The sequence below is a fragment of the Streptomyces sp. 8N616 genome (assembly GCF_052246385.1).
Lineage (GTDB): Bacteria > Actinomycetota > Actinomycetes > Streptomycetales > Streptomycetaceae > Streptomyces.
Genome location: NZ_JBQQBY010000036.1, coordinates 44,094 through 59,028 on the forward strand (window position 1 = coordinate 44,094; position 14,935 = coordinate 59,028).

At 69.7% G+C, this 14,935-nt stretch carries 17 protein-coding genes; 11 read left to right on the forward strand and 6 right to left on the reverse strand.

Annotation, left to right across the window (positions count from 1 at the left end; all coding sequences use genetic code 11):
* Positions 1–80 precede the first annotated feature (80 nt).
* Positions 81–896 carry an aquaporin gene (locus tag ACTWQC_RS27905; RefSeq protein ID WP_443318581.1) on the forward strand — a complete coding sequence of 272 codons (816 nt, stop codon included), beginning with the start codon at positions 81–83 and terminating at the stop codon, positions 894–896.
* Positions 897–1,012: 116 nt separating this feature from the next.
* On the opposite strand, the gene ACTWQC_RS27910 is transcribed toward ACTWQC_RS27905, so the two are convergent.
* Both ACTWQC_RS27910 and ACTWQC_RS27915 read right to left on the reverse strand, forming a co-directional pair.
* Entirely contained in the window at positions 1,013–1,354 is a 342-nt protein-coding gene (locus tag ACTWQC_RS27910; RefSeq protein WP_443318582.1) for a hypothetical protein, read from the reverse strand.
* A gap of 78 nt (positions 1,355–1,432) precedes the next feature.
* Positions 1,433–2,278 carry an SCO2400 family protein gene (locus ACTWQC_RS27915; protein WP_443318583.1) on the reverse strand — a complete coding sequence of 282 codons (846 nt, stop codon included), beginning with the start codon at positions 2,276–2,278 and terminating at the stop codon, positions 1,433–1,435.
* A gap of 356 nt (positions 2,279–2,634) precedes the next feature.
* Here ACTWQC_RS27915 and ACTWQC_RS27920 point away from each other — a divergent pair, with 356 nt between their 5' ends.
* The 8 genes from ACTWQC_RS27920 to ACTWQC_RS27955 all read left to right on the forward strand — a co-directional run bounded on the left by ACTWQC_RS27920 (position 2,635) and on the right by ACTWQC_RS27955 (position 9,243).
* On the forward strand, positions 2,635–2,718 hold the full coding sequence (locus tag ACTWQC_RS27920) for a putative leader peptide (RefSeq protein ID WP_443318634.1): 84 nt from the start codon (positions 2,635–2,637) through the stop codon (positions 2,716–2,718).
* Positions 2,719–3,034: 316 nt separating this feature from the next.
* Positions 3,035–3,589 carry an NADPH-dependent FMN reductase gene (ssuE, locus tag ACTWQC_RS27925; RefSeq protein WP_443318584.1) on the forward strand — a complete coding sequence of 185 codons (555 nt, stop codon included), beginning with the start codon at positions 3,035–3,037 and terminating at the stop codon, positions 3,587–3,589.
* A 286-nt stretch (positions 3,590–3,875) separates the two neighbouring features.
* Positions 3,876–4,946, forward strand: coding sequence for an ABC transporter substrate-binding protein (locus ACTWQC_RS27930; protein ID WP_443318635.1), 1,071 nt, complete (start codon positions 3,876–3,878; stop codon positions 4,944–4,946).
* A 5-nt stretch (positions 4,947–4,951) separates the two neighbouring features.
* Positions 4,952–5,803: an ABC transporter ATP-binding protein gene (locus ACTWQC_RS27935; protein ID WP_443318585.1), complete on the forward strand. Its 852-nt coding sequence runs from the start codon at positions 4,952–4,954 to the stop codon at positions 5,801–5,803.
* Positions 5,800–6,744 carry an ABC transporter permease gene (locus ACTWQC_RS27940; RefSeq protein ID WP_443318586.1) on the forward strand — a complete coding sequence of 315 codons (945 nt, stop codon included), beginning with the start codon at positions 5,800–5,802 and terminating at the stop codon, positions 6,742–6,744. The genes ACTWQC_RS27935 and ACTWQC_RS27940 overlap by 4 nt, the downstream gene beginning before the upstream one ends.
* A 45-nt stretch (positions 6,745–6,789) precedes the next feature.
* Positions 6,790–8,145: an LLM class flavin-dependent oxidoreductase gene (locus ACTWQC_RS27945; RefSeq protein ID WP_443318587.1), complete on the forward strand. Its 1,356-nt coding sequence runs from the start codon at positions 6,790–6,792 to the stop codon at positions 8,143–8,145.
* Positions 8,146–8,215: 70 nt separating this feature from the next.
* On the forward strand, positions 8,216–8,347 hold the full coding sequence (locus ACTWQC_RS27950; RefSeq protein ID WP_443318588.1) for a hypothetical protein: 132 nt from the start codon (positions 8,216–8,218) through the stop codon (positions 8,345–8,347).
* Positions 8,344–9,243, forward strand: coding sequence for a TauD/TfdA dioxygenase family protein (locus tag ACTWQC_RS27955; protein WP_443318589.1), 900 nt, complete (start codon positions 8,344–8,346; stop codon positions 9,241–9,243). Before ACTWQC_RS27950 ends, ACTWQC_RS27955 begins: the two co-directional genes overlap by 4 nt.
* Before the next feature lie 6 nt (positions 9,244–9,249).
* On the opposite strand, the gene ACTWQC_RS27960 is transcribed toward ACTWQC_RS27955, so the two are convergent.
* Entirely contained in the window at positions 9,250–9,483 is a 234-nt protein-coding gene (locus ACTWQC_RS27960; RefSeq protein ID WP_443318590.1) for a hypothetical protein, read from the reverse strand.
* 154 nt (positions 9,484–9,637) lie between these two features.
* On the opposite strand from ACTWQC_RS27960, the gene ACTWQC_RS27965 reads away from it, so the two are divergent.
* Both ACTWQC_RS27965 and ACTWQC_RS27970 read left to right on the forward strand, forming a co-directional pair.
* Entirely contained in the window at positions 9,638–10,756 is a 1,119-nt protein-coding gene (locus ACTWQC_RS27965) for a sensor histidine kinase (RefSeq protein ID WP_443318591.1), read from the forward strand.
* Positions 10,757–10,809: 53 nt separating this feature from the next.
* Positions 10,810–11,406: a response regulator gene (locus tag ACTWQC_RS27970; protein ID WP_443318636.1), complete on the forward strand. Its 597-nt coding sequence runs from the start codon at positions 10,810–10,812 to the stop codon at positions 11,404–11,406.
* A gap of 60 nt (positions 11,407–11,466) precedes the next feature.
* Here the strand turns inward: ACTWQC_RS27970 and ACTWQC_RS27975 are convergent, their stop codons facing one another.
* The 3 genes from ACTWQC_RS27975 to ACTWQC_RS27985 form a co-directional block, all read right to left on the reverse strand.
* Positions 11,467–12,654: a sulfotransferase family protein gene (locus tag ACTWQC_RS27975; RefSeq protein WP_443318592.1), complete on the reverse strand. Its 1,188-nt coding sequence runs from the start codon at positions 12,652–12,654 to the stop codon at positions 11,467–11,469.
* A gap of 56 nt (positions 12,655–12,710) precedes the next feature.
* Positions 12,711–13,934 (reverse strand): cytochrome P450 family protein, encoded by a 1,224-nt coding sequence (locus tag ACTWQC_RS27980; protein ID WP_443318593.1) that lies wholly within the window; start codon positions 13,932–13,934, stop codon positions 12,711–12,713.
* Positions 13,935–14,309: 375 nt separating this feature from the next.
* Positions 14,310–14,888, reverse strand: coding sequence for a TetR/AcrR family transcriptional regulator (locus tag ACTWQC_RS27985; RefSeq protein ID WP_443318594.1), 579 nt, complete (start codon positions 14,886–14,888; stop codon positions 14,310–14,312).
* Positions 14,889–14,935 lie beyond the last annotated feature (47 nt).

The following is a 14,935-nucleotide window of genomic DNA, read 5'->3' on the forward strand; positions in this document are numbered from 1 at the left end:
TCGCACCTGTCGCACCTGTCGCACCTGTCGCACCTGTCGCACCTGTCGCGCCCCCCATCGCACTGCACCGAGGAGCCCTGTTGAGCGCAACCCAGGCCACCGGCCCGGAGGCCGAGGCGGTATCCACCATTCCCACAGCCGGGCCTGCGCCTGAACCCGTGGCGACGGCGCCGGGCATCCCGCTGACCCGGCGAGCGGCCGCCGAACTGGTCGGCACCGCCGCCCTGGTGGCCGTGGTGGTGGGTTCCGGTATCCAGGCCACCGAGCTGAGCCGGGATGTGGGGGTGCAACTGCTGGCCAACTCCCTCGCCACCGTCTTCGGGCTCGGCGTGCTCATCCTGCTGCTCGGCCCGGTCTCCGGCGCGCATTTCAACCCGGCGGTCACGCTCGCCGAGTGGTGGACCGCACGGCGCGACGGCTCCGGCCCCGGCGCCGGCTCCGGAGTGACCGGCCGCGAAGCAGCCGTCTACGTCCCCGCCCAGATCGCCGGGGGAATCGGCGGCGCCATACTGGCGGACGCCATGTTCGGCCGGCCGTTGGCCGAGTGGTCCACACACGACCGCTCCGCCGGCCACTTCCTCATCGGCGAGGTCGTCGCCACCGCCGGCCTCATCCTGCTGATCTTCGGGCTCGCCCGCTCCGACCGCCTGCGGTTCGCTCCGGCCGCGGTCGCGTCGTACATCGGTGCCGCGTACTGGTTCACCTCCTCCACGTCCTTCGCCAACCCGGCGGTGACCATCAGCCGCGCCTTCAGCGACACCTTCGCGGGCATCGCCCCGGCCTCGGTGCCCGGCTTCATCGGGGCCCAGCTCGTCGGCGCCGCGGTGGGCCTGGTTCTGGTAGCGCTGATCTTCGGCCGCGGGAGCGCCCGCGGCGGCTCCTCGGCGGATCGCTGACCGAGCTCCGTAGAAGGAGCACTCACGTGGCCTTCCATTCCTGCATGAGGCCGCAGTTCTGCACATGCGGCCGTGGCAGCGCCAAACGCGGCTGCGCGATCCAACTGGCAAGCTGATCAGGGAAGTTGGTGCCCCATCTTCGCCGACTGCCGGTTATGTCCCTTGGTGTCCCACCACTCTTCCAGGAGGGTGTGGACCAGGTGCACGAGTTGCCTGAGGCGATCGCGATCGGGGGCGGGGGAGGTGAACACATCCACAAAGGACTTGTCGTCCCAGGGCAGAGTGAACTCCCACCGCTCGTCCCGGTGACCTTGACGCACCACGGTGAGCCGGTAGGTCAACGTCACGCTGCGGTCGGGGTGATGGTCGACCGACAGATCAGAGATGTTGAATCTGATCTGACCGTCACCAGTGGTGTATGAACGAGCCAGAGCCTGCTCAGCCGGCGTCTGCGTCACGATGCACACCATCCCCGGGGTCCCGGCGCAACCGCCGTCAGCGGGAAACGACGCCGGGGTGCGATGGGATCGGCGCTATCAGTCGACGCACACAACGAGCAGGCACGCCTTCTCCGGTGACGACGGTTTCGGCGCAGAGCTCGCAGTCGACGTATCCGTGTCGGAGCGGTCGGTCGGCGCGGTCGTCCGGGAGGGTTCGGGGCCGGAGCGGTGCGTCTGTGTTTCGCGGCTCGCGGTGGGTGTGGCCTGCGGGGGCGCACTCGTCGTCGCGGTGGGATGGGCGGTGGCCGCGGTGCGGGGCGGAGGGCTCGCGGCGGCAGTGGGGGGCTCGACGGCGGCAGTTCCCCGCCGCGGGCTGGTTGTTGTCGGGGCCGGGCGAGTGCCGGGGTGCCGCGAAGCACGGTCGTCCGGCTGCGCCGATGGCGAGTCGGGGGCGCCTATTCGGCTTGTGGCCTGGGGCGATATGTCCGGCGCCGAGGCTGTGTCCGAGTGAGTGTTGGACGATCCGGTCGGCAGCGCAGTGAAGGCCAGACCCCCACCGACGAGTGCAACGGCCGACGCGACTGCGGCCCGACGACGGCTCTTCTTCCAACGTGCCAGCTGCCGGCGCCTGGCCGCACGCCCCTGTACGGCGGGCGCGGCCGGTTCCTCGCTGCTGGATGAGCCGGCACCCGGTGCTTCCGCTCCCGATCCCCCGGACGTGCCCCTACCGGTCACTCCGGTTCCGGAGTGCGCGGTGCCGCGGTGGAATTCCGAGGAGGGGAACTCCCCGCTGCCGAATGCATCCCATGTCGCTCTTGGGGTCGCTGCGGCCGCGTTACGGGGGCGATGGGCAGGCGGGGCGATGTCCGGGGCGTATGCACCGCACCCTGGGCACACCAATGCGCCATTGAGGTTCCGACGGCACGAGGAGCAGTAGTCCATCTGCGATCTTTCTGTGCTGACCGCCCGGCCAGGGACGCCGGCGACTGGTTCGCCTTCGCACACGCCGAACGGCCAGCAACGCTAACGGCACCTGCCGAAGGCAATCTGTAGCTCTTGTGTCGCTCTTGTAAAGATCACTTGCAGGCCATGGCTCGAACTCGGACCTCTCATTGCGATGGGTGCGATGGGTGCGATGAGGGCCATGTCCTATGTTGTCAGCCCGAGTAGCCGCTTGTAGCGAAAGCCGCGGGGGTCGAGGCCCAGAAGGAAGCAGCCCTTTTTCCCGGCGACTCGATATGTGAGACGGCTCCGAAGAATGATTGACGTGGCCGGAAACCACTGCCACTCTGCTGTGCGTGAGCCAGTCCGAGAAATTTGCCGCGCGCCTGCACGTCGATCTTCGACGCCAGGCCAGCGCCATCTGTGCCGTCGGTCGCTGAGCCTTCGGCCGGCAGTTCTCCTGACTCGTTTCGCCGGTTCCTGACTGCGTCACCGCTGCGCCTGTGCGCGGCGGGTCGCCGACCGGATTCTCCTCCGCCAGTCGTCACATGACGGTCCAGCACGGTGTGGCATTCAGCCGTGCGCGCGGGGGCTGCGTGGCATCGTCCTTCGGCGCCTCTCTGCCGATAGGGGATTCACCGCCGCGATAGCTCGGTGAATCAACCTCCATTGCCATTCGCCTTGTTTCCTGCCCTTTTCGGAAGATCCCGGGGTGTCATTCACGGCTGGGTCCTCCGGATTATCGAGGAGTCATCCTTGACATCCCTGCTTGCCATATCCGGAAGTCCGTCCGCCGATTCCCGAACCGCCTTGGTGGTGGAGCAGGTCGTGCAGCGTCCGTCGCTGACCGGCTTCGATGTGAGGCACCTGAACGTACGTGATCTGCCCCCGGCGGACCTGCTGGCGGGCCGGGCAGGCAGTCCCGCACTGCACCGGGCGCTGGACGCGGTGGCTGCCGCGGACGGCCTGATCGTCGCCACTCCGGTGTACAAGGCCTCGTACACGGGCCTGCTCAAGGCCTTCCTCGATCTGCTGCCGCAGTCGGGACTGGCCGGGAAGACCGTGCTGCCGCTGGCGACCGGCGGCAGCCTCGCGCACGTACTCACCATCGACTACGCCCTGCGTCCGGTGCTGTCCGCACTCGGCGCCCGGCATGTCGTCGCGGGATGTTTCCTGCTCGACATGGCGATCGAGCGCCAGGCAGGCGGCTCGGTGCTGCTCCAACCGGAGGCGGAACTACGGCTGTTCCAGGCGGTGGACGAGTTCATCGAGGCGGTGCCCGCCGCCTCGGACCTCACCGCAGCCCCGTGACCGCAGCCCTGTGACCGCAGCGCCATGACCGCAGCCCCGTGACCGCAGCCCTGTGACCGCAGCGCCATGACCGCAGCCCTGTGACCGCAGCCCTGTGACCGCAGCGCCATGACCGCAGCCCTGTGACCGCAGCCCTGTGACCGCAGCGCCATGACCGCAGCCCTGTGACCGCAGCGCCATGACCGCTGGACCGCAGCCCCGTGATGGCAGCCCCTCTGACCGCCGCCCCATGACCGCCGCTCACCTCATCACCCACGTCCCCGACGACCCTGAAAAGGACACCTCCATGCCCCCGCCGATGGCGACATCCAGACGACAGTTCCTGACCCTGCTCGGTATATCCGCGGCCGCGGTGAGCTGCGGAACGGCCACCGGCGGCAACTCCGCCAAGAGCCAGACCAAGACGCTTCGCTACCAGGGCTGGGCCGGCAACGTCATCCTGCCCGAACTCGCCCAGGACCTCGGCTACCTGGAGGACGTGAAGCTGAAGTGGGTCGGCAACACGATCAGCGGCCCCCAGGACATCCAGTCGGCAGCCACCGGCCAGATCGACTTCGGCGGGGCGTTCAACGGCGCGGTCGTCAAGCTGGCCGCCAACAACGCCCCCATCAAGGCGGTCATCAGCTACTACGGCTCCGACAAGCACGCCTACAACGGCTTCTACGTCCTCAAGGACAGCCCGATCCGCTCGGCTCGCGATCTGATCGGCAAGAAGGTCGGGATGAACACGCTCGGAGCCCACTCCGAGGCCATGCTCGACATCTACCTGCAGCGGGGCGGCCTGTCCCGCGCGGAGATCGACAAGGTGGAAGCGCTGGTGGTGCCGCCGGTCAACACCGAGCAGTCGCTGCGCCAGAAGCAGATCGAAGTCGGCGTACTGGGCAACATTCTGCGTGAGAAGGCCCTGGCGACCGGAGGCATCCGCCCGCTGTTCACGGACTACGAACTGCTCGGCGCGTTCAGCGCCGGCACGTATGTGATGACGGAGCGGTTCCTGACGCAGAACCCCGACACGGCGCGCACCTTCGTCACCGGCGTGGCCCGGGCCATTGAGTGGGCCCGCACCACACCGCACGAGGAGGTCATCGCCCGGATGACGGACATCGTGAAGAAGCGCGGCCGCAACGAGGACACCAAGCCCCTGACGTACTGGAAGTCCTTCGGCGTCGCCGAAACGGCCGGGCGGATCACCGGCAAGGAGCTCCGGCTGTGGATCGACTGGCTGGCCGAGCGCGGCGACATCGCACAGGGCCGGGTCAAGGCGTCCGACCTCTACACCAATGAGTTCAACGCCTACCGCAAGGGCCGCGAGTCGTCCGCCTCCGCGCCCCCCTCCGCCACACCGAACGGGAGTTGATCCCCGTGCCCGAGCCCACACCACCCAAGATCGTGTTCGAGCGGGTACGGAAGGACTTCACCGTCAAGGACCGGGCGGTGAAGGACCGTTCGGGATCGCGTAAGGCCGCGGAGTTCACCGCCCTGGACGGAATCGGCCTTCAGATCGCGGCGGGCGAGTTCGTCGTCGTGGTCGGACCCAGCGGCTGCGGGAAGTCGACCCTGCTGGATCTGCTCGGCGGCCTCACGCGACCCACCGGCGGGCGGATCCTGCTGGACGGCGAGCCCGTCACGGGCCCCGGCCTGGACCGCGGCATCGTCTTCCAGCAATACGCGCTGCTGCCCTGGCGTACGGCGCAGGGCAATGTCGAGTTCGGTCTGGAGGCCACCGGGGTCCCGCGCCGGAAGCGGGCCGCGCAGGCCAGGGACTATCTGAACCTGGTCGGCCTGTCCGGCTTCGAGGACCGGCATCCGCACGAGCTGTCCGGCGGGATGCGGCAGCGGGTCGCGATCGCCCGCAGCCTCGCGTACGACCCCGACGTGCTGCTGATGGACGAGCCGTTCGCCGCTCTGGACGCCCAGACCAGGGAGTCGCTGCAGGACGAGCTGCTGCGCATCTGGGAGCGCACCGGCAAGACGGTCGTCTTCATCACCCACGGCATCGAGGAAGCGGTCTATCTGGGGCAGCGGGTCGCGGTGATGACCTCGCGGCCCGGGAGGATCAAACAGGTCGTGCCGATCGCCTTCGACTCCCGCACGGCCACGGACGACCTGCGGTCCAGCGCCGAGTTCGCGCGCTACCGGCATGAAATCTGGTCACTGCTGCACGACGAGGTGGCCAGGGCCCAGCAGTTGGAGAAGGAGGAGGTCGCCGTATGAGTCCCGCAACCGGTACGAGCACCGAGCGGAGCTTCGCCACCGGCTCCGGGAAAGTAGCCGAGGCCGACGTCCCGGCTCCCCCGCCCACTGCGCCCGTGCCGCCTCCGGCACCGCCGCCCGGCGTGGACGCAGCGCCCGAGCCGACGGCCCGTGTCCATCGCGTAGTGCGCCGGCTGTCTCTCCTCCTGCTGAAAGGGGCCACCAAAGCGGTGGCGGTCGTGGCGCTGCTTCTGCTGTGGGAGACCGCTCCGCGGCTCGGGCTGGTCGACCGGACGTTCCTGCCACCGTTCAGCGAGGTCGCCGGCGCCTGGTGGCAGCTGGCGGCCGACGGCCGGCTCGCCGCCAACGCGCGGGCCAGCCTGGTGCGGTCCTTCAGCGGATTCGGTCTGGCCGTGGCCGTCGCCGTCCCGCTCGGCCTGCTGATCGGGTGGTACCGGCCGGTCGCGGACCTGCTCGGCCCGCTGCTGGAGGTGTTCCGCAACACCGCCGCCCTCGCCCTGTTGCCGGTGTTCGTGCTGCTGCTCGGGATCGGCGAGACCTCGAAGATCTCCATCGTGGTGTACGCCTGCACCTGGCCGATCCTGCTCAACACCATCAGTGCCGTGCGCCATGTCGACCCCACCCTGCTCCGCGTGGCCAGGTCGCTGGACCTGTCCGCCCCACGCCTGTTCCAGAAGGTCATCCTGCCGTCGTCCGTGCCGGTCGTCTTCACCGGCATCCGCCTGGCCGGAGCGGTGTCGATCCTGGTGCTGGTCGCCGCCGAGATGATCGGCGCCAAGGCGGGACTCGGCTATCTGATCAACGCCTCGCAGTACAACTTCGCGATCCCGCAGATGTACGCGGGCATCATCACGATCTCCGCCATCGGCGTGACGTTCAACCAGCTCCTGGTGGCCGTGGAACGACGGCTCAGCTCCTGGCGCGTACCCACCTACGGCTGACCGGCCGCCCTCTCGTCCCGCTCGCCCTAGCTCCGAGGAGCCCTCATGACCACATCCAGACCTCGCCGGTTCCATCTGAACGCCTTCCTGATGAATGCCGGCCACCATGACGCCGCCTGGCGGCACCCCAGAACCCAGCCCGAACGCGTCACCGACCTGCGCTACTTCCAGCACCTCGCGCAGACCGCCGAACGCGGCAGACTCGACTCGGTCTTCCTCGCCGACGGTCTGGCCCTGTGGGGCAAGGTCCGGCACAACGCCCTCGGCGGTTTCGAACCGCTCACCCTGCTGTCCGCGCTGGCAGCGGTCACCGAGCACGTGGGCCTGATCGCGACCGTCTCCACCACCTTCAACGAGCCCTTCCACACCGCGCGCAAGTTCGCCTCCCTGGACCACATCAGCGGTGGCCGGGCGGGCTGGAACATCGTCACCTCCGGCACCGTCGACGAGGCCCGCAACTTCGGGCAGGACGAGCACCTGGAACACCGCCTGCGCTACCGGCGGGCCAAGGAGTTCATCGAGGTCACCACCAAGCTCTGGGACAGCTGGGAGGACGACGCGGTGCTGCTCGACCGGGAGCGCGGCGTCTACGCGGACACCGACAAGGTGCGGAGCATCGACCACCGGGGCGAGTACTTCGCCGTCCGGGGCCCGCTGAACGTTCCGCGTGCCCCGCAGGGCTATCCGCTGCTGGTGCAGGCGGGATCCTCCGAGGACGGCAAGGAGTTCGCCGCGCAGTACGCCGAGGCCGTCTTCACCGCCCAGCAGTCCCTCGCCGACGGCGAGTCCTTCTACAAGGACCTCAAGTCCCGGCTGGCCCGCTACGGCCGGGCCGAGGACGACCTGAAGATCCTGCCGGGCATCTGCCCGGTCATCGGGGCGACCGAGGCCGAGGCCCGTGCGCTGGAGCGGGAGCTGACCGACCTCCAGGTCCCCGAGTACGGGCTCGCCCAGCTGTCCGGGATGCTCGGCACCGACCTGACCGGCCTGCCGCTGGACGGGCCGCTGCCCCGGCTGCCCGAGGAAGTTGAGATCAACGGCAACAAGAGCCGCTTCACGCTCGTCGCCGAGCTCGCCCGGCGCGACGGCCTGACCCTGCGGGAGCTCATCGCCCGCCTCGGCGGCGGACGCGGCCACCGGGTCTTCGCCGGCACCCCCGAGCAGATCGCCGACCAGCTCCAGGAGTGGTTCACCCAGGGCGCTGCCGACGGCTTCAACATCATGCCGCCCCATCTTCCGGGCGGACTGGAGGACTTCGTCGACCACGTCGTACCCATCCTCCAGCGGCGCGGTCTGTTCCGCACCGAGTACACCGGCAGCACCCTGCGCGAGCACTACGGGCTGCCCCGGCCGGCGAACCGGCTGGCAGCGGCCACCGCGGGCGAGGGGCTGCCCGCATGACCGGACTCGATCTGACCACCGACGTCCTGGCTACCTGCGTCACGGTGACGGGCTCGCCGTCTCCCTGCGCGTGCTCGACGCCACCTGGGACGGCCTGCGCGCCACCCTGCAGGCCACAGGCGCAGATGCCGTACGGGCCAGGCAGGCGGCGGCCATGACCGCACACATCCACCACTTCCTGAAGGGACACACCCGCCCATGACCACCAGCACCGGCTTCGACATCCGCAGGATCGGCGGCCGTATCGGCGCCGAGATCCTCGGTGCGGACCTCTCCGCAGCCCTCGACCCCGCCATCGTCGCCGAGATCAACTCCGCGCTCCTCGAACACAAGGTCCTCGTCTTCCGCGACCAGCAGCTCGACGACGCGGGCCAGCTCCGCTTCGCCTTCCTCTTCGGGGAACTGACCACCGCGCACCCCACCGTCCCCTCCGTCGAGGGACAGGCCAACGTCCTGCCCGTCGACGGTGACGAGGGCATCCGGGCCAACCACTGGCACACCGACGTGACCTTCGTCCGTACCCCGCCGAAGGCGTCCACGCTGCGCAGCCTCGTGGTCCCGCCCTACGGCGGCAACACCCTCATCGCCAACTCGGCCGCCGCGTACCGGGACCTGCCGGAGCCGCTGCGCGAGCTGGCCGACAGGTTGTGGGCGGTCCACAGCAACGACTACGACTACGCCGCCCCGAGGGACGCGAAGGCCGCCGAGCGCCGCAAGCAGTTCGTCTCAAGGAAGTACCGCACCGCCCACCCGGTCGTCCGCGTCCATCCCGAGACCGGCGAGCGCGGGCTGTTCATCGGCGGCTTCGCCCAGAGCATCGTCGGCCTCGGCCCGTCCGACTCCCGCGACGTGCTGCGCATCTTCCAGTCCTACGTCACCCGCCCCGAGAACATCGTGCGCGTCGCCTGGACGGCGGGCGACCTGGTCCTGTTCGACAACCGCATCACCCAGCACTACGCCCCCGACGACTACGGCGACCTGCCGCGCCGGCTGCACCGGGTGACCGTCGCCGGTGACGTCCCGGTCGGCGTCGACGGCAGGCACAGCCATGTCATCGAGGGCGACGAAGCGGTCCACTACACACCCGCCGCGGCCTGAGACCGCTCACGGCGTGGGGCGGGAACGGACACCCGGTTCCCGCCCCACGCCGTTGGCCGCGGCGGCCACGGCGATGCCCAGCACGGTCAGCACGATGTAGCCGTAGACCTCGTAGCCGTCAGGGATGACGAAGCGGAAGAAGCCGAAGAACGCCGGGCCCCAGTCGATCCACTGGTGCACCAGACCGGTGACGCCGCCGACGATGAACATGAAGCTGAGGAAACCGAGGATTGACTTCATCTCTCGAGCGTAGAAAGCACAGTTCGGAGCCGGTATAGGCCGAGGGGATCAGCGGCTGCGGCCAAAGTCTCGACTCGTGGGCGCAGTTGTCATCCGAAAGTCTCGCGGAGCACCGCAGGGCTCCCTCCGAGCCCTTCGGCGCTTAGATTTGCCGATGATGACCCGCCGTACGCTCCGCGACTGGATCACCGATTTCGCGCTCTTTCTCTTCGCGGCCACGTTCTCGGTCGTGACCTCGGATGCTGTGACCACCGACCCCGACATGTCCGAGGAAGCGATCTTCGCCGATGTGCTGGCGGGGGGATTCGCCTGCGCCGCGCTCTGGCTGCGAAGGCGCTGGCCCGTGCAGCTGGCGGCGGTGCTGCTGATCACGGGCTCCGTCTCGCACTTCGTCACAGGCCCGGTACTGGTGGCGCTCTTCACCGTCGCCGCCCACCGGCCCTGGCGCGTCACCCGATGGATCGTGGCGCTGTCGGTGGCCCCGCTCCCCGTCTATCTGATCCTGCGGCCCGATCCGGACCTGCCCAAAGTCGCCTCCGCCATCGTCTACTTCGCCCTGGTCGCCGCGGCCGTCGCCTGCGGACTCGCCGTACGCTCCCGCAGCGAGCTGATCGCGTCCCTGCGCGAGCAGGCCGATCGGGCAGGGGCCGAGGCGAAGCGGGAGGCGCGGGAGGAGATGGCGCGGGAGATGCACGATGTGCTGGCGCACCGGCTGTCGCTGCTCAGCCTGCACGCGGGGGCACTGGAGTTCCATCCGGGCGCCCCGGAGCCGGAGATCCAGCGGGCGGCCGGGGTGATCCGGGACAGCGCACATCGGGCGTTGCAGGATCTGCGCGAGATCATCGGCGTGCTGCGGGCCGTGCAGGACGGTGGCCGGCCACAGCCGACGCTCGCGGAACTGGAGCGGTTGGTCGAGGAGTCCCGGGCGGCGGGCGCCCGAGTGGCGCTGGATCTACGGGTCGCGGAGCCGGGTGCGGCGCCGGCGCTGGCGGGCCGCACCGCGTACCGCATCGTGCAGGAGGGTCTGACCAACGCCCGTAAGCACGCACCGGAGACCGAGGTGACCGTGGCGGCCGGCGGCGGGCCCGGCAAGGGGCTGACCGTGGAGGTACGCAACCCGCTGCCGCGCGGCGGTGCGAGTGCGGCCATCCCCGGCGCGGGACAGGGCCTCATCGGCCTGACCGAGCGGGCCTCCCTCGCGGGCGGACGGCTGGAGCACGGCAGAGCCGGTGAAGACTTCCGGCTGTACGCCTGGCTACCGTGGCCCACGTGATTCGCGTATTGCTGGTCGACGACGATCCCCTGGTCCGGGCCGGGCTGCGGTTGATGCTCGGCGGCGCGCCGGACCTGGAGGTGGTGGGTGAGGCGGCGGACGGCAGCGAGGTGGAGCGGCTGGTCGGACAGCACGCCCCTGACGTCGTCCTGATGGACATCCGCATGCCCACGGTCGACGGCCTCGCCGCGACCGAGACCCTACGGGCCCGGCCCCAGCCGCCCGAGGTCATCGTGCTGACCACTTTCAACACCGACGCCCATGTGCTGCGTGCCCTGCGGGAGGGCGCGGCCGGTTTCATCCTGAAGGACACACCGCCGGAGGACATCGTCGAGGCGGTACGCAAGGTCGCCGCCGGCGAGCCGGTGCTCTCCCCGGCGGTCACGCACCAGCTCATCGCGCAGGTGTCGAGCGGCGTCGGCCGGGACGCGCGGGGCACACGGGCACGGGAGCAACTCGCGGCGCTCGGCGACCGGGAGCGGGAGGTGGCGGTCGCCGTGGGACAGGGCAAGTCCAACGCCGAGATCGCCACCGAGCTGCACTTGTCCGTGCCCACGGTCAAGACCCATGTCTCGCGCATCCTGACCAAGCTGCACCTCAACAACCGGGTGCAGATCGCCCTGCTGGCCCACGACGCCGGGACCTCCTGAGCCGCGCACACGTCGAGTTGCTCCGCGTGCTCACCTGACCGGCGCGTGCAGGCCGATGACTCACGGGCCGTCGACGTCCGCGCGGAGCGCGTTGTAGTGCGCGAAGGCGGTCTCGACGTCTGTTCTGGTGAGGCCGTAGCGGCTCAGGTCGTACGTGTGGGGGCGGGTGCCGGCTGGACGGGCCACCACGCCGGCCAGGCGGGATGCTTCGTAGTCGGTCCAGTGTGCACCGATGGCCTCGTAGAGCTTCGGGGCCCCGGTGTGCGGGTCGGTGCCGAGCCAGGAGTAGGGAACGTCCACCAATGCGTCCGGGGAGATGGCGCTGCGGGCCTCCAGCGCGCGGGTCATGCTTCGGCTCAGCAGTTCCAGCCAGATGGCGCCGATGGCGTGGAGGTCGACAGAGTTGACGCTGATTCCCATGCCTGTTTCCACCAGGCTGCAGAGAGACGCTACGGCGGTGACCGGGTCGCGGTGGGTCCATACGAGGGTGGCGTCGGGGAAGACGGTGCGCAGGACGTCGAGGTGCTCCAGGTGCATGGGGGACTTCAGGATCCAGCGGCGGCGCGGGCGGCCGTACTGGAGTACCTGGAAGATCTGCTTGAGGTAGCGGTAGTCGGGGAGGAAGTCCCGCTGGAGGTGCCAGGCCTGGTACTCGGGTATGCGGGCCTGGGACAGCGGCATCAGGGCGTGCGGGAGGGCGAAGGTGCACTCCTCGGGGCCCTCCGCGATCATGGGATGGATGTCCCGGAAACGCGGGACCAGGCGGTTGGAGCCGTTCTCCATGCGGCGGGCCGCCGCGATCGCCTTGCGGCGGTGGCGCGGGGGCAGTTCCAGGTCGGGGGTGAGCAGTTCCCACAGCAGTGGGCAGCGGTGGCCGGCCGAGAGGGACAGCACGTTGTGGGTGAGGGTGGTGGCCGTGCGCGGCAGCCCCACGACGAACACCGGCCTCTCGATCGGCTCTTGTTCGATCTCGGGATGCTCGGCGATCAGGCGCCGGATTCGGGCCCGGGTGGCCAGGTGCCGGTTCACGTGGTCCTTTGCCGAGCGCCAGCCGAGCGGGGTGAGGTTCTCGGCCCGGGACCAGTGGCGGAGCAGGAAACGGAAGTCCTCTGCGAATTCCTCGTCCCCGTCCGCCTGCCCGGCCTTGGCGAGGAGCCGGTCGAACACCCGGTCCGGTGTGTGGCGGGAGCCGAAGCCTGGTCTGAGGGAGAGGTTGGCCAGGGTCAGGGCCAGCGGGGCGCGGGCCATGGAGGCAATCCTTTCCGGGGGAGGGGGAGTTGACGGTCATCAAGCCTTTCCCCCGGTCACGGACGCAGGTGCACCGGGAGCTCCTCCATCCCCTGCATGATCACGCTCTCCCGCCACCGCAGCTGCTCCGGCGACGCCGCCAGCCGGGTGCGGGGAAAGCGCTCTATCAGGCGGCCGATCGCCACCTCGCCCTCCAGGCGCGCCAGCGGGGCGCCCAGGCAGTAGTGGATGCCGTGGCCGAGGGCGAGATGCCCGCCCGCGGAGCGGCTCACGTCCAGGAGGTGGGGCTCGTCGAACTGATCGGGGTCCCGATTCGCCGAGCCGAGTCCCAGCAGCACCAGTTCGCCTTCGGGAATGACCGTGTCCCCGATGCGGACCGGCTCGGTGGTGTACCGGTACGTGGCCAGCCGGACCGGGCTGCCGTAGCGCAGCAGCTCCTCCACCGCCTGCGGCAGGAGCGTCATGTCGCCGCGCAGCAGCTCCCACTGGTCGGGGGCGCACAGCAGGGCCAGGACGCCGTTGCCGATGAGGTTGACCGTGGTCTCGTGTCCGGCGATGAGCAGAAGGACGGCGGTGCCCAGCAGCTCCTCCTCGGTGAGCTGGTCGCCGGCCTCGTCAACGTGCACCAGCGAGCTGAGCAGGTCGTCGGCGGGCCGGGCCCGCTTGGCGGCGATCAGCTCGGCCATGTAGCCATTGAGCTCCCGAGCAGCCTTCTCGACGGCCGCGAGGTGCCCACCGCCGAGGAGCGTGCCCGTCCAGCGGCGGAAATCCGCCTGCCTTTCGAGCGGAACCCCCAACAGCTCGCAGATGACGGTGATCGGCAGCTGGAAGGCGAAGGATCCGATCAGGTCCGCGGGCCGGTCCGTGGGCATCGCGTCGAGCAGGTCCTCGGTGATCTCGAGCACCCGCGGCCGCAGCTGCTGGATGCGGCGCTGGGTGAACGGCTTGGCCACCAGCCGTCGCAGCCGGGAGTGGTCCGGCGGGTCGCCATTGAGCATGTGGCGCGGAAATAGGTGAGACATCTGCACCCTCTGCCCGGTTTCCGCAAGCTGACGGGCGATGATCTCCCGTACCTGGACGGCGTCCTTGGCGAGACGCGGATCGGTCAGGGCCGCGCGGACGTCCCCGTAGCGGGTGACGACCCACGCGCGGGTCCCGTTGGGGAGGAGCAAGGGGTAGGCCGAGCCGGATGCGCGCAGCCGCGCGTGGACGGTGTGCGGATCCCTCAGGTAGTCGGGGTTGATCACCAGGCTGAGGGGTTCCGCAGGGGTGGCGTTCACGTGGTGGTCTCCAGGTGGTCCGCTCGTACTACAGGGCCGGATCGGCTGCACCCCGCCGGAAGCCGCAGATGACCGCCTTGGAGGTCAACGCGCATTGGCGAGATCGCCGCGGGTCGCGGTGGTGCGTGGCCCTGTCGTACCAGGCCGGGGCATACGTGGTCGCAGTGCGATATACCGGAGCCGCTCCAGGATGACCCAGCGGGAGCGGGCCTGACCAGAGCACTTTTGGGCATCCGGGAATCACTCGCCGGCGACGGACGGGTCCGCCCCTCATGTTCAGTGGAAACCCAGGTCAGGCTTTTTGCCGCGTGCAGCAGGGCTGCCGGCCCGTACCTCAGGTGCCGGACCACCGCCGCCGGTGCACTCCGTGGCTGCTCAGCGGGCGGGCGAGAACCGGTCGAGCAGCAGGTCGAGCCTCTCGGCGTGCTGGCTGGGGCGGAGCCGGCCGCTGCGGAAGAGGCTGACCAGCCCGTGCAGCGCACTCCAGACGACTTCGGTGCAGGTGTCGGCGTCGGGGTCGCCCGCTGCCTCGACGACCGCCGAGCGCAGCTCGTGGAACGCGGTACTGAGGACTGGAGGCGTTTCCGGGAGGCCGAAGCGCAGGTCGGAGGGGAGCACGAACATCGCTTCGTAGAGGGCGGGATTGGCCAGGGCGAAGTCCGTGTAGGCATGCGCGACCCGGCGCAGCGCCGCCCCCGACCCGTCGGTGGTTTCTCGGGCCTTGCGCAGGGCGGTCGCCAGTTCGTCGAAGCCCTGGAGCGCGACGGCTCCGACGATGGCCTCCTTGCCCTTGAAGTGGCTGTAGAGGACCGGCTGGCTGTACTCGATGGTGTCGGCCAGGCGGCGGGTGGTGACCGCCGCCCACCCCTCCGCCTCGGCGAGGCCGCGGGCCGTATCGATGATCAGTTGGTGGCGGTGGGCGTATTCGCGCTCGCGTCGGTCTCGCACGGACATGGCCACAGGCTATCGCCATTCGCTGCTCTAGCATCGCTTGCAATGTC

Bases quoted from the DNA above. Each gene is read 5' to 3' on its own strand.
- ACTWQC_RS27940 (WP_443318586.1), top strand. From the start codon at position 5,800: ATGAGTCCCGCAACCGGTACGAGCACCGAGCGGAGCTTCGCCACCGGC.
- ACTWQC_RS27970 (WP_443318636.1), top strand. From the start codon at position 10,810: ATGCTCGGCGGCGCGCCGGACCTGGAGGTGGTGGGTGAGGCGGCGGAC.
- ACTWQC_RS27955 (WP_443318589.1), top strand. From the start codon at position 8,344: ATGACCACCAGCACCGGCTTCGACATCCGCAGGATCGGCGGCCGTATC.
- ACTWQC_RS27985 (WP_443318594.1), bottom strand. From the start codon at position 14,888: ATGTCCGTGCGAGACCGACGCGAGCGCGAATACGCCCACCGCCACCAA.
- ACTWQC_RS27945 (WP_443318587.1), top strand. From the start codon at position 6,790: ATGACCACATCCAGACCTCGCCGGTTCCATCTGAACGCCTTCCTGATG.
- ACTWQC_RS27915 (WP_443318583.1), bottom strand. From the start codon at position 2,278: ATGGACTACTGCTCCTCGTGCCGTCGGAACCTCAATGGCGCATTGGTG.
- ACTWQC_RS27975 (WP_443318592.1), bottom strand. From the start codon at position 12,654: ATGGCCCGCGCCCCGCTGGCCCTGACCCTGGCCAACCTCTCCCTCAGA.
- ACTWQC_RS27965 (WP_443318591.1), top strand. From the start codon at position 9,638: ATGATGACCCGCCGTACGCTCCGCGACTGGATCACCGATTTCGCGCTC.
- ACTWQC_RS27960 (WP_443318590.1), bottom strand. From the start codon at position 9,483: ATGAAGTCAATCCTCGGTTTCCTCAGCTTCATGTTCATCGTCGGCGGC.
- ACTWQC_RS27930 (WP_443318635.1), top strand. From the start codon at position 3,876: ATGCCCCCGCCGATGGCGACATCCAGACGACAGTTCCTGACCCTGCTC.